Source organism: Massilia violaceinigra (assembly GCF_002752675.1).
GTDB lineage: Bacteria > Pseudomonadota > Gammaproteobacteria > Burkholderiales > Burkholderiaceae_D > Telluria_A > Telluria_A violaceinigra.
The window spans coordinates 4,865,401-4,885,146 of sequence record NZ_CP024608.1; the positions used below are offsets into that span (position 1 = coordinate 4,865,401).

Below are 19,746 nucleotides of genomic sequence, written 5' to 3' on the forward strand. Positions count from 1 at the left end.
TCAACGCGGGGCGCGTCGGTTGCGGCCGCCGCGTCGGTAGCCATGGTCGCAGGCGAGGTATCGGGCGACATGCTCGCCGCGCGCCTGCTGGCCGGCCTCGCGCCCCATCTTCCCGGCGCGCGTTTCCACGGCATTGGCGGCCCGCGCATGGCCGAGCAGGGGTTTGTGTCCGACATCGACATGGACCGCCTGACAGTGCGCGGCCTGTTCGAGATCATTCCGCGCTACCGCGAAATCAAGGGCATCCAGAACGCGTTGCGCGACCGCCTGCTGGCCGAGCGTCCGGACGTGTTCATCGGCGCCGATTACCCGGGCTTTAACCTCGGCCTGGAACTCCAGCTGAAAGAAGCCGGGATTCCGACCGTGCACTTCGTCAGCCCGCAAATCTGGGCCTGGCGCGGTGGCCGCATCAAGAAGATCATCAAGGCCGTCTCGCACATGCTGGTGATCTTCCCGTTCGAGGAAGAGATCTACCGCAAGGCCGGCGTGCCGTGCACCTACATCGGCCATCCGCTGGCCGAACTGATTCCCATGGAGCCCGACGTGGCCGCGGCGCGCAGCGCGCTTGGTATGCCGCCAGATGCCCGCGTGATCGCGCTGATGCCGGGCAGCCGCATGGGCGAACTCAAATACCTGGCCGAACCCTTCGTCGGCGCGGTCAAGCTGCTGGCCGCGCGCGACCCGGACCTGCGCTTCGTCGCGCCCATGGCCGGCGAACGCCAGCGCCAGTATTTCACGGAGCTGATCGCCAGGGCCGGATTGCAGTCGGTGCGCATCGACCTGTTAGAGGGCCGCTCGCATGAAGCCATTGCCGCCGCCGACGCGGTGCTGGTGGCCTCCGGCACGGCAACGCTGGAAGTGGCGCTGTTCAAGAAGCCGATGGTGATCGCCTACAAAGTCATGCGCGCCTCGTACGAGATCATGCGCCACATGGGTTACCAGCCCTGGATCGGGCTGCCGAACATCCTTGCGCGCGAATTCCTGGTGCCGGAACTGCTGCAGCACGCGGTCACGCCGCAAGGGCTGGCCGACGCCATGTGGGAACAACTTAACAACGCGGCCAACCGCAAAACGCTGGTGCAGCGCTTCACCGACATGCACCATAGCCTGCTGCGCAACAGCGCGCAGGAAAGCGCGGCCGCCGTCATGCGCGTCATGCGCGTCATCGCGGCATCGAAAAAGTCATCATGAGAACCAAAAAAGTCAATTTCTACCCGGGGCTGAAGAAGAACGCCTATCCGTTCACGCTTGACGATATCGTCTGCGGCGTCGACGAAGCAGGGCGCGGCCCGCTGGCCGGCCCGGTGTTCGCTGCCGCCGTCATCCTGCACCCGGACCGCCCCATCGAAGGCTTGCGCGACTCCAAGAAGCTTACCGCCGAGAAGCGCGAAGCCCTGGCCCCGCAGATCAAGGAATACGCGCTGGCGTGGGCGATTGCCGAATGCTCGCACGAGGAAATCGACAGCATCAATATTTTGCAGGCGACCATGCTGGCCATGCGGCGCGCGGTGGAAGCCCTGTCGACCATCCCGACCATTGCCCTGATCGACGGCAACCGCAGCCCCGTGATGCAGATCCGCTGCCATCCGATCATCGAAGGCGACGACAAGGTGCATGCGATTTCGGCGGCCTCGATCCTGGCCAAGACCGCGCGCGACGCCGCCCTGGTGGCGCTGCACGAGCTGTATCCGCAGTACGGCTTCGACCAGCACAAGGGCTACGGCACCGCGATGCACCTGGAGCGCCTGCGCGAGCACGGCGCCTGCCCGGTGCACCGGCGCTCGTTCGCGCCGGTGCGCGCCACCTTGCCGGTGTCGGTGGCCAACACCATCGTCGGCATGGACATGTCGTTCGACTTCGGCGAGGCTGCATGAAAACCATCACCTCGCGCGACAATCCGCTTTATAAAGACCTCAAGCACCTCGCCGGCAGTTCGCAGGCGCGGCGCAAGGCCGGCCAGACCCTGCTCGATGGCGTGCACCTGTGCCAGTCGTACCTGGCGCTGCGCGGCGCGCCGCTGCACTGCATCGTCGCCGAAGGCGCGCTGGCCAACCCGGAAGTGGCCGACATCATCATGCAGTGCGAGAGTGCGCATGCGTATGTCACCGCCATGCCGGATGCGCTGTACAACGCCCTGAGCCAGGTCGAACACGGCGTCGGGCTGATGTTCCTGATCGCCACCCCGGTGCTCGCCGCGCCGGGTGTGCTCACGGCGTCCGCGGTCCTGCTGGACAACCTGCAGGATCCGGGTAACGTCGGTTCGATCCTGCGCAGTGCGGCGGCGGCCGGCATCACCCAGGTCTACTGCAGCAGCGGCACGGCCTTTTGCTGGTCGCCCAAGGTGCTGCGCGCGGCCATGGGCGCGCACTTCGTGGTCGACATCCACGAAAACGTCGACCTGGCCGAACTGGTGAAGGCGGCCGCGATTCCCGTGCTGGCCACCAGCGGCTACGCCACGCAGCGCCTGTACGATGTCGACCTGGCACGTCCGGTCGCCTGGCTGCTCGGGCACGAAGGGCAGGGCGTGGCGCACGACCTGCTGGCATTGGCAACTCATCAAGTCGTCATTCCGCACCTGGGTCAGATCGAGTCGCTCAACGTGGCCGCGTGTGCAGCTGTCTGTTTTTTTGAACAGTTGAGGCAGATTCAATCAAAGTAAGGCGAAACAGTTTCTTGACAGCATAGACGACGCTAGGGGTCTCGGGGTAATGTCAATACCAGAACTTAGCGGAGGAATGATGGACATCGCCCACTTGCACTTTCTGGTCGCCGACGCCGATACGGCCCAGCGCCAGACCCTGATCGACATGCTCGGCCGTCTGGGCGCCACCCGCATCAGCGTGGCCCTCGACGGCGAAGCCGCGCTGCACACCATCGAAGCGCCGGACGGCCCGCCGATCGACATCGCCATCATCGACCTGGCCCTGTCCGGGCGCGACGGCCTGGAACTGATACGCGACATCACCGTGCTCAATGCCGGCACGCGCGCCATCATTACCGGCGCCTGCCATGCCAGCCTGCTGTTTTCGGTCGAAAGCCTGGCGCTGGCCTATGGCCTCGACCTGCTCGGCACCATCCCCAAGCCGCTCACCAGCGGCCACCTTGAAGCGGTGCTGTCGCACTACACGCCGCCGGCCGCGCCGGTGCTGGAGCGCCGCGTGCTGCCGCGTTTCAGCTTCGCCGAAGTGGGCGAGGGGCTGCAGGCGCGCCAGTTCGAACCCTTTTTCCAGCCCAAGATCGAGCTGGCCAGCGGCGAGGTGAAGGGCCTGGAAGTATTCGCGCGCTGGCGCCACCCGGAGCACGGGGTGGTGGGGCCGGCGGCCTTTATCGATGCGCTGGAACAGAACCACCGCATCGATTTTCTCGACTGGACCATGATCGAGCGCTCGGCCGAGCAGTGCCGCGTGTTTTTGGACAAGGGCTTGCCGGGCGCGATATCGCTCAACCTGTCGGCCGAAACGATCGGCCATCCCGATTTCCTGCGCCAGATCGGCGTGTGCACCGACCGCCACGGCATCGCGCCATCGATGCTGACCTTCGAGCTGCCGGAATCGGCGGTGCTGACCAATGATCCGAGCTTCCTGGAGCGGCTGCTGCGCCTGCGCATGATGGGGTACGGCCTGGCGGTGGACGACTACGGCACCGGGCGCTCGAATGTGCAGCAGCTGGCGCGCGTGCCGTTTTCGGAATTGAAGATCGACCGCAGTTTTGTCGACGGCGCTTCGCGCAAGCGCTCGCTGGCCACGGTGCTCAGTTCCTGCCTGGGACTGGCTCGCAGTCTTGACCGCAAATCGTGCGCGGTGGGTGTCGAGACGCGCCAGGACTGGGATTTTTTGCAAGGTCTCGGCTGCACCTACGCGCAGGGCCATCACATTGCCAGGCCCATGGAAGCGGAGCGCTTTCCGGACTGGCTGGCGGACTGGCGACAGTTTTTCTGAACACGCTTGGCGGGCGGGCCAGCGCTCTGCATCGTCGGTCCAAGCGGATATGCATGATGTACACGCCTACCAGCATCGACACCATCTTCCAGACCTAGACGTATTAGCGCACGTAGCGGGGGCAGTCCGGTGCGATGGCCCCGGGAACATCAGTTATCAAGTTGGTCATAAATTGGGGGCGGCTGCGCGAGGTTGTCGACTCGGGAAAGTGATTGGCATGTTGATATTATTGCCATTTCAGGCATATAATGCATGACTTTTTAGAAATGTTGTCAGGGTATTGGCAGAGCCATGATCTGATTTCGTGACGCAATGCGACATGATAGCCGCGATGCGGCGGCGCTGAAGCTGCTCTTTCGGCCGTCCATCGCACTAGCACGCCGACCTGCGTCGGCGCACCGAAGGCAGCACGAAACATCATGCTGCGGTTCGGTGGCGGATCGATGGGGATGACGCTCTGCACAGCGCGATGGTCGCCGGCAAAATGAAGCGCCGACCCGATTTTCTTCCCCCCGATTCCGTCAACGAGAGTCACTGCAATGAGCCAATACAATTTGGACGAAGCGAGCTTCGATCTGCACCCTGATCTGAAAGACCGCACGGTCAATCAATTCATCATCAACGATAACGGACCGAGCGATTTCTCGTTCGTCATCTCACGCGCCGAGAACTTCGCCGAGACCACGGTGGACGCTTTCGCCGAGCACCTGGCCGGCGAGTTGCGCAAGGCATTACCGAAATTCGAACTGGTCAACAAACGCGCGTTGCTCGTCGATGGCTCGGCGGCGGTGGAATTGCACTACACATGGCGCAATGGCGACAGCGAGATGCACCAGCGCCAGGTTGCCGTCTTCGTGCGTGCCGCCAGCGAGGAGGGGACCAAGGCATTGCTGCTGACCGGCACCAGCCATGGCGCCTTCAAGGACGAGTGGAATACGGCGTTCGAGACCATGCTCGGCAGCATGCGTTTGCACGCGCCGGTGCCGGCCGCGGGCCAAGCTGACCAGGAGTCCTGATTGGGCGCGGCGGCCGCACGTGTCGACGATCCCATCGCCCATACCCATGCGATAGGCGGTTTGATCACCGGCCTGGTGATCGGCGCGCTGACCGGTGCCTTCATCATCGGCACCGGCGGCCTGGGGCTGGTGGCGGTGGCCGCGGCGGTGGGGGTCACGGCCGGTGCCGCCGGCATCGGGGAAGTAGTCGGTTCGATGAATGTGACGGACAAGGTCTTCGGCGCCAACCTGACCGGGGTGGTCAAGACCGGCTCGCAGAACGTCTATGCGAATGGCCAGGAGGCCGCACGAGCCCACCTCTCCACCGCGGAATGCGCCAGCCATGGACCGACTCCCCAGCTCGTCGTGCAAGGCTCGTCCACGGTATTCGTCAACGGCCAGCCCTTCGCCCGCGTCGGCGACATGATCAGTTGCAGCGCGAAGATCCATGCGGGCTCCCACAACGTCTTCGTCGGCGGCGCGACCATCACTACCGATATTGACTTGATCACGCCGGAGGTGCCGGGCTGGGTCCACACGACCCTGTTGGTGGCCGGATTGGCCAGCGCCACGGTGCTGGCCGGCCCCCTGGTCGCCCTCGGCGGACTGGCGCTTGGCATGGCGGGCGGCAAGGGCGGCGAATACGTCGGCGGACTGATGTTCGGCGAAGGGTCGGACGGCCAGAAAGCCATGATGCTGGCCGGTAGCATGCTCGGGGGCGCGGCCGGCGCCAAGGGCGGCGCATGGCTCGGCAACAAGTACATTCCCACTCCCACCACGCCGGCCATGGCCTTCGTCAAGGGCGGCGTACCCGGCGTCGCCAAATTCAACCCCGCCAACGAGCGTCCCAACGGGACGAAATGCAAGTGCGGCGATCCGATCGACGTCATCACGGGCGACGTCATCCTGGAACAAACCGACTTTGCCTTGCCGGGCGTGCTGCCCATCGTACTGCGGCGCGTTCACACCTCTGGCAATCCGGTCGGGACGGTATTCGGCAAGGCCTGGGCCAGTACCTGGGGGCAATGGATCGAAGTAAGTAATGACGCGGAACTGGTGTTCCATGCCGAGGATGGCGCCTCGATGCGCTTTGCCATGCCCGACATGGGCGCAAGCGTCACGCATGCTGTCTACCAGGCTGTTCGCGTGACCCGGCTCGACGGCCACTTTCTGATTGAGCAACGGCATCAACCTGCCTTGCGTTTCGAGCAAAGCGCTGCAACGCACTGGCGTCTGGCGGCCATCACGGACCGCAACGCGAACCGGATTGCACTGGTCTACACTGGCGCTGTCCTGACCGAAGTGCGCCACAGCGGCGGCACGCGGCTCAAGGTCGAGGCGAGCGAACATGCGATCACCCGCATCAGTCTGCTGCACCCCGAGGGTGGCCAGACCACGCTGACCAGCTACACCTACCACGCCGACGGCGAGTTGGCGGCCATCGTCAACAGCAGCGGCTTGCCGCTGACATACACCTATGACGACGCCCATCGCCTGACCCGATGGCAGGACCGCAATGGCGTGTGGATCGGCTACCGCTACGACGCCAGGGGGCGCTGCGAACAGACCAGCGGCGGTGGCGGCGGCCATATGACCGGCGGTTTCGTCTACGACGACGCGCGCAAGGTCAACACCTACACCGATTCGCTGGGCCACGCCACCGAATACCACTACAACGACGCCTACCAGGTCATCAAGGAAGTCGATGCCCGCGGCGGTGTCAGCCAGTTCGACTACGACGCCAACTGCAATCTGCTTGCCGTCCTGACGCCGGGGGGCGCGGTACTGCGCTGGGCTTATGATGCGCGTGGCAACACGGTCGGCCACATCGATGCGTTGAGCAAGGAAACTGTCGTCGCTTACAACCTGCTGGACCTGCCGGTGGCAGTGACCTCGCCCGACGGCAAGCGCATCGAACGCGGTTACGACGAACGTGGCAACCTGGTCCGGGTCGGGGGCGGCGGCGCCTGGACGCGCTTCGAGCATGACGCTCAGGGCAATGTGCTGCGCGTCATCAATCCGGCCGGAGCGCAGGCCGCCTTCGCGCACGATGAGCGCGGGCTGCTGACCAGTGCCACCGATTGGCTGGGCAACCCGACCCGGCTCACGCGCGACGCCTTCGGCCGCGTCATCGCGCGCACCGACCCGCAGCAATATACCAGCCACTACGTCTACAACGTCGAAGGCTTGCCGCTGGAGATTACCTTGCCGGGTGGAAGCCGCCACCTTGCCAAGTATGATCCCGAAGGCAATTGCATCGCACGTACCGATGCGCTGGGCAACGTGACGCGCCACGCTTATGGTGCCTTCGACAGGCTGACCCAGACGACCGAGGCCAACGGCGCTGTCACGCGCTATGAGTACGATACCGAGCTGCGCCTGAGCGCCGTCGTCAATCCCATGGGCGAGCGCTGGAGCTATCTCAGGAACGCCACCGGGCAAGTCATCGCGGAAACCGATTTCGCCGGCCGCACCGTTCACTACGAGGTCGACGCCGACGGTCTGGTGATCGGGAAACGCACGCCGTCGGGCCAGCACACGCGCTACCTGCGCAATCACGCGGGCCAGCTGATCGAACAGATCGCCAGCGAGGGCAGCACCCGCTACGCCTACGATGCGCTGGGCCGCCTGGAGAGCGCCGTCAATGCCGACAGCGACATCCGCTTCGAGCGCGATGCGCATGGCCGCGTCGTCAGGGAAACCCAGAATGGCCGCAGCATCGTCAGCGGCTACGACCTGATGGGCCGGCGCACCGAGCGCAGCAGTTCTGGCGGGCACAGCAGCGTGTGGGAATTCGACGCCAACAGCTTGCCGATCGAGCTGACGCTGCCCGATGCACAGATGTTCAGCTTTCTTTACGACAGTGGCGGCCGTGAAACAGGGCGCCAATTGCCGGGTGGTGCCCGCATCGAGCAGGAATACGACCCGCTCAACCGCCCGACCCGCCAATGGACCGGCATCGCGGCGGACAAGGGCCGGCAGGCGCGTACGCTGCAGGAACGCGCGGTCAATTACGACGGTAACGGCAATCCGCGCAAGCTGGGCGACCGCAGCACCGGCGTCGTCGACATCGGTTACGACAGTGTTGGGCGGGTTACGCAGGCGAGCCGCGGTAATGGAGGCGAGCAATACGCCTACGATCTGGCGGGCAACCTGATCGACGCGATCAAGCAAAAAGCGCTGCTCGACACCGATGACGGCAACGCCGATACGCGCGGACAACGCGTCCACCAGCGCGGAAAGCTCATGCAAGCTGGCAAGGTCAAGTATGAATACGACCTGGAAGGCCGCGTCATTACGCGTATCGAAGGCAAGCGCTGGGGCCGGCAGCAGCACTGGCACTATGTCTGGAACAGCGAGAATCGCCTCAAGCGCGTGATCACGCCCGATGGCGATGCCTGGGAATACATCTACGATGCCCTGGGCCGCAGGCTGACCAAAAAGCAGGTGCCGAGCGATCGCGCTGCGCGCTTTACGGAAGTGGAATACCTGTGGGATGGCCACACGGTCGCGGAAGAAAGGCGCTTTGGGCGAAAGCCGGACGGCAAGGGCGGATCGGACCTCATCGAGGAAATTTGCGCCGTCTGGGACTATGAGCCGGACAGTTTCAGGCCGCTCGCCAAGACCGAGACGATCCGGCGCAGGGGCAAGGAAACCAGCAAAACGTACGCGGTGGTTCTCGACCATATCGGGACGCCGAAGGAACTGATCGACGCCGACGGCGGCATCGCGTGGCAGGCGAAGAGCAATTTGTGGGGCGAGATCGAGGAAACGACGGTCAGCCAGACCGACTGTCCGATCCGCTTCCAGGGGCAGTATTACGATGCCGAGTCGAAGCTGGCGTACAACTGGCATCGCTATTATGATGCGAGTACCGGGCGGTATCTGACGCCGGATCCGCTGGGATTGACGGGTGGGCCGAATCCGTACGCCTATGTGGATAATCCGTTGAGTTCCACGGATCCGCTGGGGCTAATGGACGCCTGCAAATCGGCAACATCGGGTGCGGATGATGCGGCGGATGCGGGTACCGTGACGGTGTTCCGCGTGCAAGGCGGTACGCCGCCACTGGCTAGTCGCAACATCATTTCGATCGACGCCGATGGCAATCCCATCATTCAGAATACGACCTTAAATATCAGTATCGGAGATCCCTTGCATGCCGCCCATTTCCAGACTTTGCGGCCCGGTAGTAAGGTTGTATCGTTCGAAATACCGAAATGGATGGATAATTTCATACAAGAAAGTGCGATTCCCCAGGCAGGCTACCGAAGCAACCCGCTTAATCAAGGCGGGAAGGCTCCGAAACTGGTGGATCCGACAACCCCGGGCCGTTCGTACGAATTGCCGTCGGTGTGGGCGGAAATGTTGCAAGAAAATGCAGTGCCAGGATCAGGGAAAATCGAATGAACAATCAGGAAAATCTGAGTGGGGCAGCGTTAGCTGACCTGCTCGATGAACAAAATGTGGTGGCCGTGGTTCGCTACAAAGGGGCTATTCAGTGGTGCTTATCAGACCGTGACAACTGGGTACTTGACTGGAACAAGTGGTGGGGTGCGTTCGCTGCGGCGGGCCACCAGGTTCCAGCGTTGAGTGCGGCTGTTGCGCAACGATCAGGCATTGCGATTGTTAACGAGGAGTCGACCGAAGCTTTTTTAAACGCAAAAGAGGTTATCCCTCTGGATGCCGGTTTATTGCGGCAGGTTCTGCTGGAGTACTTTCCAAATGCGCAGTCGTGGTGGGATGTCAGCTTTTTGTTTCCCGTTGCCTTCGTTGATTTCGATGCCAAGCGTTTCGCCGGTTTTTATCAAGATGGTCCAAGGCTGGAACAGTACGTTCCAGACGGATGGCTAGGCGAGTTTGCCGACTTCGCCAATACCTACCCTGAAGAGATTTTTCCCGCGGCAGATAAATTCTGGATCGTTGATGGCAGGGACTTGCTGCATGAATTGAACGAGCGTGGGCGGGATCTCGAGTCTGGCAATGCCGCCGGTGAAGTTTAATCCCGAGCGATCTTGCGACGGGCGTCGGTTTAACTCGGGCCATTGCTGGCTGGTGATTTCTTTCACGTAGAGCAGTTCGCGCAACAGGGGGCATTCCACTAGGCGTGAATGGAGCCGTCAAGCCGCCAATACGGGGCCAGCAATCGTGCACAAGCATGCCCAGGCGCTTGGGCAGGATGCCATACACGTCGCCGATCACTTTGGCGGTGCACACGCATGGCAACATTTGACCCTGGGCCAAATTGCCGGGTGGCAGCCCCCACCCAGCTATGTGGGTCGAAGTATTGGGAGTTCATCAGTGAATGCATCAGTGAATGTGGAAAAAAGTGTTGACCTTTATGGTTTGCGGCCAAGCAACGACGATCAGCTTGCAGGTATTAGAAAAATATTGGATGGTGAGACTGAGAAGGAACGTCGAAAGCAAGGCGATGGCGACACTGAATTGATGAAGTTGAGTTGTATTCAATTATTTAGTCGAGGTATATTGAACGATATTTTAAGAATTTGGAGCGCAAAAACGGCCAGTATGGATGCAGATTGTTCGATCGATATTCAACTTTTATGTGGGGCTGGGCTCGATGCTACTATAGAGTTTTTGAAAAAAACGGATAATGATTTGGCTCGCAGTGCTTTGTTGCGTATTGGTAAGTGTGAGGCTACTGGGGATTTCGAAGACTTCACGATCCACCAGAAAATGAAATTTTGTGAAGAATATTATTCATAACTATTTCTGGGTAAGAGAAAAGATATGCGTCTAGGTTCTGAAGCAAGATCTGGTTGTTGGGAATGAGATCTGCCCCACGTCGTTTTGATTGAAACTTGACTTCCGCCACCATATCGTGTCGCACTGTGAGTGCAATCCTAACTGACAAGACCCGCATGGTTGTATACGCGTTCAGGCAGCGCATCGTGTTGAACAGTATTTCAGCTTGCATGATCAGATCAGATCAGGTTGAGTCGCGTTGATGGTATGGCGTATTGATTAAGCGTCAGAGCCACGCGCTCGCGGAAAGCCAGGCGGAGTTATACAAAAATGGTTGGATTTTTCCGGCTAGACCAATGAATTGGATCAGTCTCGTATTTTACGGAGGCAATCTTAATGAGCGTGCCACTCAGTTTTTGAAAAATTGCCTTGAAAAAATATCGGCCTTGAATTTAGAATTCTGCGGGACATTTTTTGTTGACGATGAGGACGGTGATGATTCACGTTTATGGATGTTAAATGAGGGGAGCTTTTCAGATATTAAACGCAATTTCTCAGTAAAGCCAAAGTTAATCGACTAATCCGTAAATGCTAACCATTTCTTATCGAGTCGCCCATCGGCTTAGGCTGGAGGTAGTTCAGAAACGCGGGCAGGTCATCTCGATTCCATGGATGACGCCGGCCACAACAGACTGGTTTGATGCGGGCACGCTAGAACCGCCTTAAGCGTGATCATGCTTGGTGCAGATGCTTGGGAGTTCACCTCCGATGCCTTAGGCGCAGGCTGACGAAAAAGCAAGCCCGAGGATAATTATCCTGTCGTTCAGAGAACAACGAATATACAAAAAAATGGCGTGGGATATAAATATTGTAGATATCGGGGAGCTCCAAGCGCCTGATCGGGTGCAGGTATTCGATTTTTCAGTCGCTCTTGAGAAAGCCTTTTCTTATCCGGATGATTTCTTCGTCATAGAGTGGAATGGTATTGGTTTAAAAATGCCATTTAGCTATTGTTTGTCTGATGTTCTTGAGGATGTTCTCGACATTATTGAAGAGTTGATGAAAGCAGAGGCGGGGGAATATTACACCGGCTTTTCCCCTAATGAAGTTTTCGACTGCGATTGGCGACTTGATTGGAAGGGGGATCGACTGGAAATATCGGCGGAATGGCGGCAAGGCCTGCTTCCAATTGACGAGCTGGTTGAACATTGTTCCAAATGCATAGTTAGCAAAGAACATTTCCTTATGTCATGGCGGACGCTTTTTGAATACTGCGTCAAGAAATTGAGTGAAATTAATTTCGACTATGAATCTAATGAGCAATCTTTGCAAATAAGTAGAATGATCTCAAACATAAATTAGATCGCCTGTTGTCACTTTGCTAGCGGAAATATTCCACGGAAAGAAATTGTTGGGATTGAAAAGGAATAAATGGATAGAGAATTCAAGCGGGAGGTGATGGAGTGCGTATTGAAATTTAAGATCTTGCGGCGGATTTATGTGAACTCCCTAAGATTGTGCGGAATATGTTTCTCAGTTGTGAGGGGCCACCTGAATCACGACCGGAACAATTCGCTCGTCTTGAGGATGCGTGGGTGGATTTGGACGCTCTTGTCATGAATTGTCTACAACCTCCTGACGCATAACCGGTGTCAAGACCTTGGGGCATAGACAGTATTACCAAAAACGCAGCTTGAAATTTCTACGCGGATGGAAGGGGCCAAGCGCCGCGCCAGGCAGTGTGCTTCACCTCCGGTTGCTTGTCCGGCTTTGAAGTGCTGTACAGCGCGGGATTTCCACATCAGGTCGCCTTAGCGCCTCGATCGAAAACTCATCCAATGATCATCCTCTAATTACTTTGTATTCGGTAACGTTGATCATTTCCAGATTAATACTTCGGACCTGGCCAAGCTCATTAAACAGGAACGCAATTTCAATGTTTGCTGCCGGATCTGACCAGTTTGACGTATCAAAACTCCCGCCGATGTTTTTTAATTTCCACTTTCTGATGAAGTTGCATAAAATCACTTCTCGATTCACGCTTGAAGTGCATTGACCTCTATTTTTTACGAAAATTTCTTCGATTTTATTTCGATCTTGCCCAGTAAATAATTCACTTGCATAAGAATTAACTTTTTCTTTATCAATGCGACCAACGCCGCTGGTACCACTGCTGTACCCCGGGGTGAGATTTACGTTCGAGTAGGACTTTCGCAATAGATCGGATAAAACGTCATTGCCCAGAACGGAAAAATCGTCTGCGGCTACTGGGAGACATCCAGCCAATGCCGCAACTAGCGATAATGCTAAAAATTTGGCGCATCGAATTGTTACGCCTGGTACGCAAATGTGATTGCGAACGATTTCCATAATTTCATCCAGAAGTATGAATTTGTTATTTTGAGCAAAATCTGAGTGTCGTGAACATCAATCCGCTTGGTGATCCTCCGATCTCGCCACGGGCAGGTCAGCCTACACTCAAGCGCCGCAAATAGCAGCGGTAAGGGGCGCCGGCGGCCGCAGCCAACAACTGTGACCGCGCCGCCGAGCAAAGGCGTGTTCCAGCCTCATGATGGCAAACTAGCCCGCATGATTGGCCAACACCAGCACCGGCCCGTTCGCCACCAGCACCATTTCACGCACCATCAGGTTCAGGCGCATCTGCACCGCTTCCCTCAGCGGCCCCTGGATCGGTTTGAAACCGAACATTTTCAGCACCGCCTGCACGATCTCTTCCTGGCTGGCGCCGAAATGGCGTTCCACCACCTGGATGATGGCCACCTCGATCTCTTTCGGCGGCAGCATGTCGGCGCGGCGCAGGCCCTCCGACTCCACAAACGTGCGGTCGCGCACCGTGACCGGGCTGCCCGGCTTCCACACAAACCCGTTCAGGCGCGCCACCATCCCGCTGGCGACGGCCGCATCGACCGCTTTCTCGGTCGCCGCTTCCATGCGCGAGCCGACCCGCTGCAAGCCCCAGGCCTTGCGCAGCCGGACCACGATTTCATCAAGGTGGACCGGCCCCTCTATATAGACGATCTGCTCGACCAGGTCGACCAGCACCTCCAGCGGGGCTTCGTGCAGTTCGTAGTCGCCGCTTGGCCGCACCATGCTCGCTTCCACGTAGCGGTTGCGCCGCTGCGGCGCTTCCTCCACCGGGACGATCGCCACTTCCGTCACGATCTCGCGTTCGATCCGCACGCTTTGCGGCGGCGGCGCCTGGTGCAGCTTTTTACTTTCCTCGGCGCGCACGTCGAGCGTCTTGCGCGCCTCGTTAATGGCGGCGATCACGCGCGCAAGCTGCTCCTGCGGACGCTGGAACCAGTCGGTGCTCCAGATGCGGTGGATGATCCAGCCATGGTCTTCCAGCACCGCCTGGCGCAGCCGGTCGCGGTCGCGCGCGGAACTCGACGAGTGATACGCCGCGCCGTCGCACTCGATGCCGAGCAGGTAGCGCCCCGGACGGTCCGGGTCGGGAATCGCCAAGTCGATGAAGAAGCCGGCGATGCCGACCTGCGGATGGACCTCGAAGCCGCGTTCCTTGATGGCGGCCGCCACGTCGACCTCGAACATGCTGTCGTAATCGCGCCCGCTCCTGACGGCCACGCCGAGCTGCCCGGTGCGCGCATAGCGCAGGAACAGCTTGAACGCCTGCACGCCCTTGCCCTTGCCGCGTTCGAGGTCGATGTCTTCGTCGGTGATCGACGAGAACACTTCGCAGCGGCGCTTGGCGCGGCTGATCAGCACATTCAAACGGCGCTCGCCGCCTTCCGCGCTCAACGGCCCGAAACGCATGTTGACCTGGCCGCTGGCGTTGCGCCCATACCCGACCGAAATGAAGATCACATCGCGCTCGTCGCCCTGCACGTTTTCGAGGTTCTTCACAAAAAACGGCTCGCTCGGATGCGACTGGAAAAAGCCCTCGGCCTGCTGGTTGGCGCGCCGCAGCAGCTCCAGCTGGTCTTCGATGGCCTTGCGCTGCACCACCGAGAAGGTGGCCACGCCCAGCGAATGCTGCGGCGTTTGCAGCGCGTGGCGCATGATGGCCTCGGCCACCGCCTTCGCTTCGGGCACGTTGGTGCCCGTGTTGCCGGAGTCGAAAACGCCGTCGGCTACATGCGTGAACTGCAGGCCCATGCCCGCTTCCTGGGTGTAGGGGCTGGGCACGATGAACAGCTTGTTCTCGTAGAACTGGCTGTTCGACACGGCGATCAGCGACTGGTGGCGGCTGCGGTAGTGCCAGCGCAGCATGCGCTGCGGCAGGCCGCGGGCGGTGAACAGGCCCAGGATGCTTTCGATGTCGGCCACCTGCGCTTCGCCGCCGTCGGTATCCGTCTCGTCGCCGGCGTCGCTGGTCATCTTGGCGAAGAAGCGGGTCGGCGGCAGCTGGCGTTCATCGCCCACCACCACCACCTGGCGGCAGCGCGCAATCGCGCCGAGCGCGTCGACCGGCTGGATCTGGCTGGCCTCGTCCATCACCAGCAGGTCGAACGTGAGCTGGCCGGGCGGCAGGAACTGCGCCACCGACAAGGGGCTCATCATCAGTACCGGTTTCAACGCCTGGATCGCCGGCGCAGCCTTGAGCATCAGCTGGCGGATCGGCATGTGGCCGCGCCGGCGCGCCATTTCGCCGCGCAGCACGCCCAGCGGGCCGATGGCGCCGCCGCCTTGCGGAATGCGCTTGAAGTGGGCACGCGCCACTTCGATGCTGGCCGCCGCAATGCGCTGCAGGTCCAGGTCGACGAACTGGCGCACTTCGCTGTCGTGCACCTGGCCGTCGAACGTGGCCAGGGCCGGTTCGGCGCGCACCTGGGCCGCATACAGGGCCTCGAAATAGCTCATGTTGAAGCACGCCGGCGCGGCGCCAGCGGTCATGCGGCCGCTTTCCATCTCGTCGACGAAGCGGGCCATGCCCATCAGGCGCGCCTTGCCGCTGCGCTCGCGCCAGGTGACCCAGCGCGACAACTGTTCGGCGTGCGCGATCCATTGGCCGAAGTGCACCAATATGTCGGCAATCGGCACCTGCGCGATGCTGTCGGCGCCGAACAGCGCATGGGCGTCGGTGCACAGGGTTTCGAACAAGCCAGCGAGCTCGTTGTTCCAGGCGATATAGGTCTGTTCCAGCACGTGGGCGCGCCGCAGCGGCAGATCGCGCTCGTCGTGGCGCGCCACCATCGCCGGCAGGGCCGGATTGGCGCCGATCCACTGCGCCGCGCCGACCAGGAACGGCCAGTCCGAGGCCGCGCCTTGCCAGTGCGTGCCGAAGGCTTGCTCGCCCAGCACGCGCGCGCCGTCGATGCTGGCCGCCAGGCGCTGCGCGGTGCTCAAGGCGTCGAGTACGGGCAGCAGGTCAGACAGGCGCGCCGGCCGGAACGCCAGCGCGCTGCGCACCGTGCCCAGGGCGCCGTCGATGGTGGCGACAAAGGTGCCCACCGCCGACAGGTCGGCATGTTCGACCGTCAGGATGTCGGGGAACATGTCGCGGATCGCGGCGCCGCAGTCGTTCCAGCAATCGCGCAGCAGGGTCAGTGTGTTGTCGAGCGAGCGCTGGACGTGGTCCACGCGCACGCCGAGGGCAGGGCGGTCTGTCACGCTGGCGGCGATCAGGCGCGGTTCCGGCCCCATGCCGCGCAGGGTGCGCATCCACGCCACCAGGGCGCGCAGCGGGACTGGCGACGAGCGCTCGGCGCGCCAGTCGGCGCCGAACGCGGCGCGCCCGAGCTGGTCGTTCTCGCGCAGAAAACGCATGGTCTGCTGGCCGGCGGACAGGCGGTCAAGAATGTCGATCTGGCTGGCCAGGTCGATGTCGGGCACGCGCAGCACCGATTTGACCAGGCCATTGGCGCGGCGCCAGTCGTCGCGCAGAAAGCGCAGCATGCTGCTGCCGTGGATGGCCAGTACCTGGCGCACGCCGGTCAGGTCGGTCTCCCAGGCGTAGTCGAGGACCTTGTGCTGCAGGTAGCCGCGCGCTTCCTGCAGCGACGCCACCGCCTCGGCCAGGTCGGCGGCCTGCTCGATGCCATGATCCCAGACGCTGGCGGCCAGCACCTCGGCGCTGACGTCCGGCGCGCAAGCGATGCGCTGGCCGAGTATGAGGGCCTTGCCGATGTCCGCCAGGGTGCCGGTACGGGCGGACGCGCCCAGGTGCTGGCGTAGGCGTTCGGTATCCTGCAGCAGCGCCGGCAACTGGCCCGCCAGGCGCGCGATGCGGCCGAACGCGTCGTCGCTCATCCCCGCAGGCAGGGGACGCAGCGCCAGACGCGCCGCTTTCAAGTCCATCGTCCAGGCGGCGGGGGCGACTTTGCCTTCCAAAAAAATGACCAGTTGCGCGTACTGCGCACCCAGTTCCACCAGGTTGGCCAGCTCTTCGCGCTGCGTGCGCCATACCGGCGACGAGAGGGCCTGGCGCGACAGGCGCGGCGCACTGGCCACGCGTTCGGCCATGTCGGCGATGCGGGCAAAGTCGTCGCAGCTGTCCGGCGGACCCATGTCGAGCGAGGCGGCAAGCCCGGTCTGGCTGGCCGCCAGTTCCGACAAGCCGGTGCTCGACTGCGTAATGCGCAGGGCCAGGCGTTCCATTTCGGTGGGCGAGATATTCGTCATGCGCACGCCGCGCCACGGGTGCTGCGACGGCAATCCCATGTCGGCGAGGCGCTGCGCCAGTTCGCTCACCAGCTGGTAGCGCTGCGCGCGTTCGTCCGGGGTCCAGGTTTCCGGCTGCTCGAACGCATCCTGCAGCGGGGCGATGCGCTGGCGCTGCAATTCGGTGATGTGGCTGATCACCTGGTAAGGCGTCAGGCGCGCCACCGGGTGCGGCGCGTGCATGCGGTCCGCGTGGCCGTTGAGGGTGTCGCGCGCCAGCTGCAGGCGCGCGTTGAGGGTGGCGGGCAGCTCGCCGCGCGGCGCGCCCAGGTCGGCGGTGCGGCGCAGTTCTTCCAGCAGCACGCGTTTGTTGGCCTTGTTGCTGTGCAGTTCAAGGCAGGCGTCGCCCACCCCGGCATGATCGAGGCGGCGCTTGACCACGTCCAGCGCGGCCATCTTTTCGGCCACGAACAGCACGCTCTTGCCGTCGGCGACGGCCGAGGCGATGATGTTGGCGATGGTTTGCGATTTGCCGGTGCCGGGCGGACCCTGGATCACCAGATTGCGCCCGCTGCGCACGTCGTGCACGGCCAGCGCCTGCGAACTGTCGCAGTCGACGATGTGCAGCAGGTCCGATGGTGGGATGACGGCGTCGATCGGCGTACCGTCGGGGATCATCGGCGCGTTGCTGGTAAAGCCGTCCGACAGCAGGCCGCGCATCAGCGGCTGGCCGAGCAAGCCTTCCTGCACCGGCCACACCGCCGGATCGAGGTCGCGGTACATCAGGAATTTGGCGAACGAGAAAAAGCCCAGCACGACGTCGTCGGCGATAACGCGCCAGTCTTGCTTGGATGCGACGGCGCGCGCGACCTCGCCGATGTAGGCGGCCGGATCGAAGTCGTCGCCGGCCTCGAACGGCGGCAGGGTGATGCCGTGCACGCGGCTCAGGAACGCTTCGAGCGAGAGGTTGGCCGACAGTTCTTCCTGGCGCCAGCGCAGCTTGAACTGTTCGGCCGCATTGCCGCGCTGAAGACTGACCGGGATCAGGATCAGCGGCGCGTAACGGATATTCCTGGCGTTGGCCGGGTCTATCCATTTCAGGGTGCCGAGCGTGAGGAACAGGATGTTGACGCCCTGTTCTTCTTCCAGCGTGCGGGCATCGTTGCACAGGTCGAGCAGGCGCTTTTGCAGCCCTTTCGAGGTGAGCCTGGTTTGCAGCTTGGTGTCGTTATGGCGCAGCATGACGCCGCGCTCGTCGACAGCCTCGTCGGGCTGGGCCAGTTCGTCGAGCACGTCGGCTTCCTCGTCCAGCCCGGCGGCGGTGCCGGGGTAGGCTGCGCTACGCCCGGGCAGGAAGGTGAGCGGGCGGTTTTCCGTCACCAGCATGCGGAAAATGTCGCTGGAACGCTCGTCGGTCACGTCGATGATGCGCGTCGCCTTGGCCGAGCGCGGAATGTTCAGCAGCCGGTTGCGCGCCGACAGGTCGAGCAATTCCATGCGCGCGCGTTCCAGCTTGTCGTGCGCGCTGAGGTTGCCGTCAAGAAACTCCGAGAGTTTTTCCGGCGCCGCCTCAGGCGCTGCCCCGTCAGGTTTTTTGGCCAACAGATCGGTCTTCTTGTTCTCAGCTTCACTCATGAATTAATACTCGCGCCGATCCGGTTTGATTTCCTGCAAAATGGTGGTGGCGATTTCTTCGATGGACTTGGTGGTCGACGACAGCCAGCGGATGCCTTCGCGCTTCATCATCAGCTCGGCCTCGTTGACTTCGTAGCGGCAATTTTCGATGGACGCGTACTTGCTGCCGGCGCGCCGCTCATGGCGGATTTCCGACAGGCGCTCCGGCGTGATGGACAGACCGAAAATCTTGTCGCGAAACGGCGGCAGGGACGACGGCAACTTGCCGCGCTCGAAGTCGTCGGGAATGAGCGGGTAGTTGGCGGCTTTAATGCCGTACTGCATCGCCAAATACAAGCTGGTCGGCGTCTTGCCCGAGCGCGATACGCCCACCAGGATCACATCGGCCGAGGCCAGGTTCTTGTGCGACTGGCCATCGTCATGCGCCAGCGAGAAATTAATCGCTTCGATGCGGTTCTTGTACTCCTGGCTGTCGACAATATTGTGCGAGCGGCCGATGGTGTGGGTCGACTTGACGCCCAGTTCCTGTTCCAGTGGAGCAACGAAAGTCTGGATCAAGTCCATGTGCATGCCGCGCGACTGGCGGATCACGTTCGACAGGTCGGGCTTGACCAGGGTCGAAAACACGATCGGACGCTGGCCGTCGGTGGTAAGTGCTTCATTGATCTTGCGCGCCGCGTCATAGGCCTTGTCAAGCGTGTCGATAAACGGCAGGCGTACTTGGCGGAAACGCATCTCGAACTGGGTGAGGACGGCGTGGCCGAATGTCTCTGCGGTAATACCTGTGCCGTCGGAAACGAAAAAAACCGTACGGGCGGAGGTGGGCAGGGGTGGGCGTGGTTCTGTGGTCATATTTATCGTGTCGGCTTCCTGTGCTGCCAATGTTTCAA

The 19,746-nt window shown here is 61.4% G+C and carries 13 protein-coding genes; 10 read left to right on the plus strand and 3 right to left on the minus strand.

The window, feature by feature from the left end; all coding sequences use genetic code 11:
* Positions 1-42: 42 nt before the first annotated feature.
* The 10 genes from lpxB to CR152_RS21330 all read left to right on the plus strand — a co-directional run bounded on the left by lpxB (position 43) and on the right by CR152_RS21330 (position 12,001).
* Positions 43-1,191, plus strand: a complete 1,149-nt coding sequence (gene lpxB, locus CR152_RS21290; protein WP_099878189.1) for a lipid-A-disaccharide synthase — start codon at positions 43-45, stop codon at positions 1,189-1,191.
* Positions 1,188-1,874: a ribonuclease HII gene (rnhB, locus tag CR152_RS21295; protein ID WP_099878192.1), complete on the plus strand. Its 687-nt coding sequence runs from the start codon at positions 1,188-1,190 to the stop codon at positions 1,872-1,874. Before lpxB ends, rnhB begins: the two co-directional genes overlap by 4 nt.
* On the plus strand, positions 1,871-2,659 hold the full coding sequence (locus CR152_RS21300; RefSeq protein WP_099878195.1) for a TrmH family RNA methyltransferase: 789 nt from the start codon (positions 1,871-1,873) through the stop codon (positions 2,657-2,659). Before rnhB ends, CR152_RS21300 begins: the two co-directional genes overlap by 4 nt.
* Before the next feature lie 76 nt (positions 2,660-2,735).
* Complete coding sequence (locus CR152_RS21305; RefSeq protein WP_229413494.1) at positions 2,736-3,938, plus strand: EAL domain-containing response regulator; 1,203 nt, start codon at positions 2,736-2,738, stop codon at positions 3,936-3,938.
* Between the two features lie 539 nt (positions 3,939-4,477).
* A complete protein-coding gene (locus CR152_RS21310) occupies positions 4,478-4,954 on the plus strand; it encodes a DcrB-related protein (protein ID WP_099878201.1) in 477 nt (158 codons plus the stop codon).
* Positions 4,955-9,343, plus strand: a complete 4,389-nt coding sequence (locus tag CR152_RS21315) for an RHS repeat-associated core domain-containing protein (RefSeq protein ID WP_099878204.1) — start codon at positions 4,955-4,957, stop codon at positions 9,341-9,343. It abuts the gene before it with no gap.
* A complete protein-coding gene (locus tag CR152_RS21320; RefSeq protein WP_099878206.1) occupies positions 9,340-9,936 on the plus strand; it encodes a group-specific protein in 597 nt (198 codons plus the stop codon). The genes CR152_RS21315 and CR152_RS21320 overlap by 4 nt, the downstream gene beginning before the upstream one ends.
* A 145-nt stretch (positions 9,937-10,081) precedes the next feature.
* Complete coding sequence (locus tag CR152_RS21325; protein ID WP_208640168.1) at positions 10,082-10,660, plus strand: hypothetical protein; 579 nt, start codon at positions 10,082-10,084, stop codon at positions 10,658-10,660.
* Between the two features lie 254 nt (positions 10,661-10,914).
* Positions 10,915-11,220: a hypothetical protein gene (locus tag CR152_RS33860; RefSeq protein ID WP_208640169.1), complete on the plus strand. Its 306-nt coding sequence runs from the start codon at positions 10,915-10,917 to the stop codon at positions 11,218-11,220.
* Between the two features lie 268 nt (positions 11,221-11,488).
* Complete coding sequence (locus tag CR152_RS21330) at positions 11,489-12,001, plus strand: hypothetical protein (RefSeq protein ID WP_099878212.1); 513 nt, start codon at positions 11,489-11,491, stop codon at positions 11,999-12,001.
* Positions 12,002-12,481: 480 nt separating this feature from the next.
* Here the strand turns inward: CR152_RS21330 and CR152_RS33160 are convergent, their stop codons facing one another.
* From CR152_RS33160 to ppsR, 3 genes are all read right to left on the minus strand, one after another.
* Positions 12,482-13,009 carry a hypothetical protein gene (locus CR152_RS33160; RefSeq protein ID WP_157778637.1) on the minus strand — a complete coding sequence of 176 codons (528 nt, stop codon included), beginning with the start codon at positions 13,007-13,009 and terminating at the stop codon, positions 12,482-12,484.
* A 210-nt stretch (positions 13,010-13,219) separates the two neighbouring features.
* Positions 13,220-18,856, minus strand: coding sequence for a DUF3320 domain-containing protein (locus tag CR152_RS21340; protein WP_099878217.1), 5,637 nt, complete (start codon positions 18,854-18,856; stop codon positions 13,220-13,222).
* 3 nt (positions 18,857-18,859) lie between these two features.
* Positions 18,860-19,708 (minus strand): posphoenolpyruvate synthetase regulatory kinase/phosphorylase PpsR, encoded by an 849-nt coding sequence (ppsR, locus tag CR152_RS21345; protein WP_099878219.1) that lies wholly within the window; start codon positions 19,706-19,708, stop codon positions 18,860-18,862.
* Positions 19,709-19,746 lie beyond the last annotated feature (38 nt).

Coding starts and splice junctions, on each gene's coding strand:
- lpxB (WP_099878189.1), top strand. CDS start 43: ATGGTCGCAGGCGAGGTATCGGGCGACATGCTCGCCGCGCGCCTGCTG.
- rnhB (WP_099878192.1), top strand. CDS start 1,188: ATGAGAACCAAAAAAGTCAATTTCTACCCGGGGCTGAAGAAGAACGCC.
- CR152_RS21300 (WP_099878195.1), top strand. CDS start 1,871: ATGAAAACCATCACCTCGCGCGACAATCCGCTTTATAAAGACCTCAAG.
- CR152_RS21305 (WP_229413494.1), top strand. CDS start 2,736: ATGATGGACATCGCCCACTTGCACTTTCTGGTCGCCGACGCCGATACG.
- CR152_RS21310 (WP_099878201.1), top strand. CDS start 4,478: ATGAGCCAATACAATTTGGACGAAGCGAGCTTCGATCTGCACCCTGAT.
- CR152_RS21320 (WP_099878206.1), top strand. CDS start 9,340: ATGAACAATCAGGAAAATCTGAGTGGGGCAGCGTTAGCTGACCTGCTC.
- CR152_RS21330 (WP_099878212.1), top strand. CDS start 11,489: ATGGCGTGGGATATAAATATTGTAGATATCGGGGAGCTCCAAGCGCCT.
- CR152_RS33160 (WP_157778637.1), bottom strand. CDS start 13,009: ATGGAAATCGTTCGCAATCACATTTGCGTACCAGGCGTAACAATTCGA.
- CR152_RS21340 (WP_099878217.1), bottom strand. CDS start 18,856: ATGAGTGAAGCTGAGAACAAGAAGACCGATCTGTTGGCCAAAAAACCT.
- ppsR (WP_099878219.1), bottom strand. CDS start 19,708: ATGACCACAGAACCACGCCCACCCCTGCCCACCTCCGCCCGTACGGTT.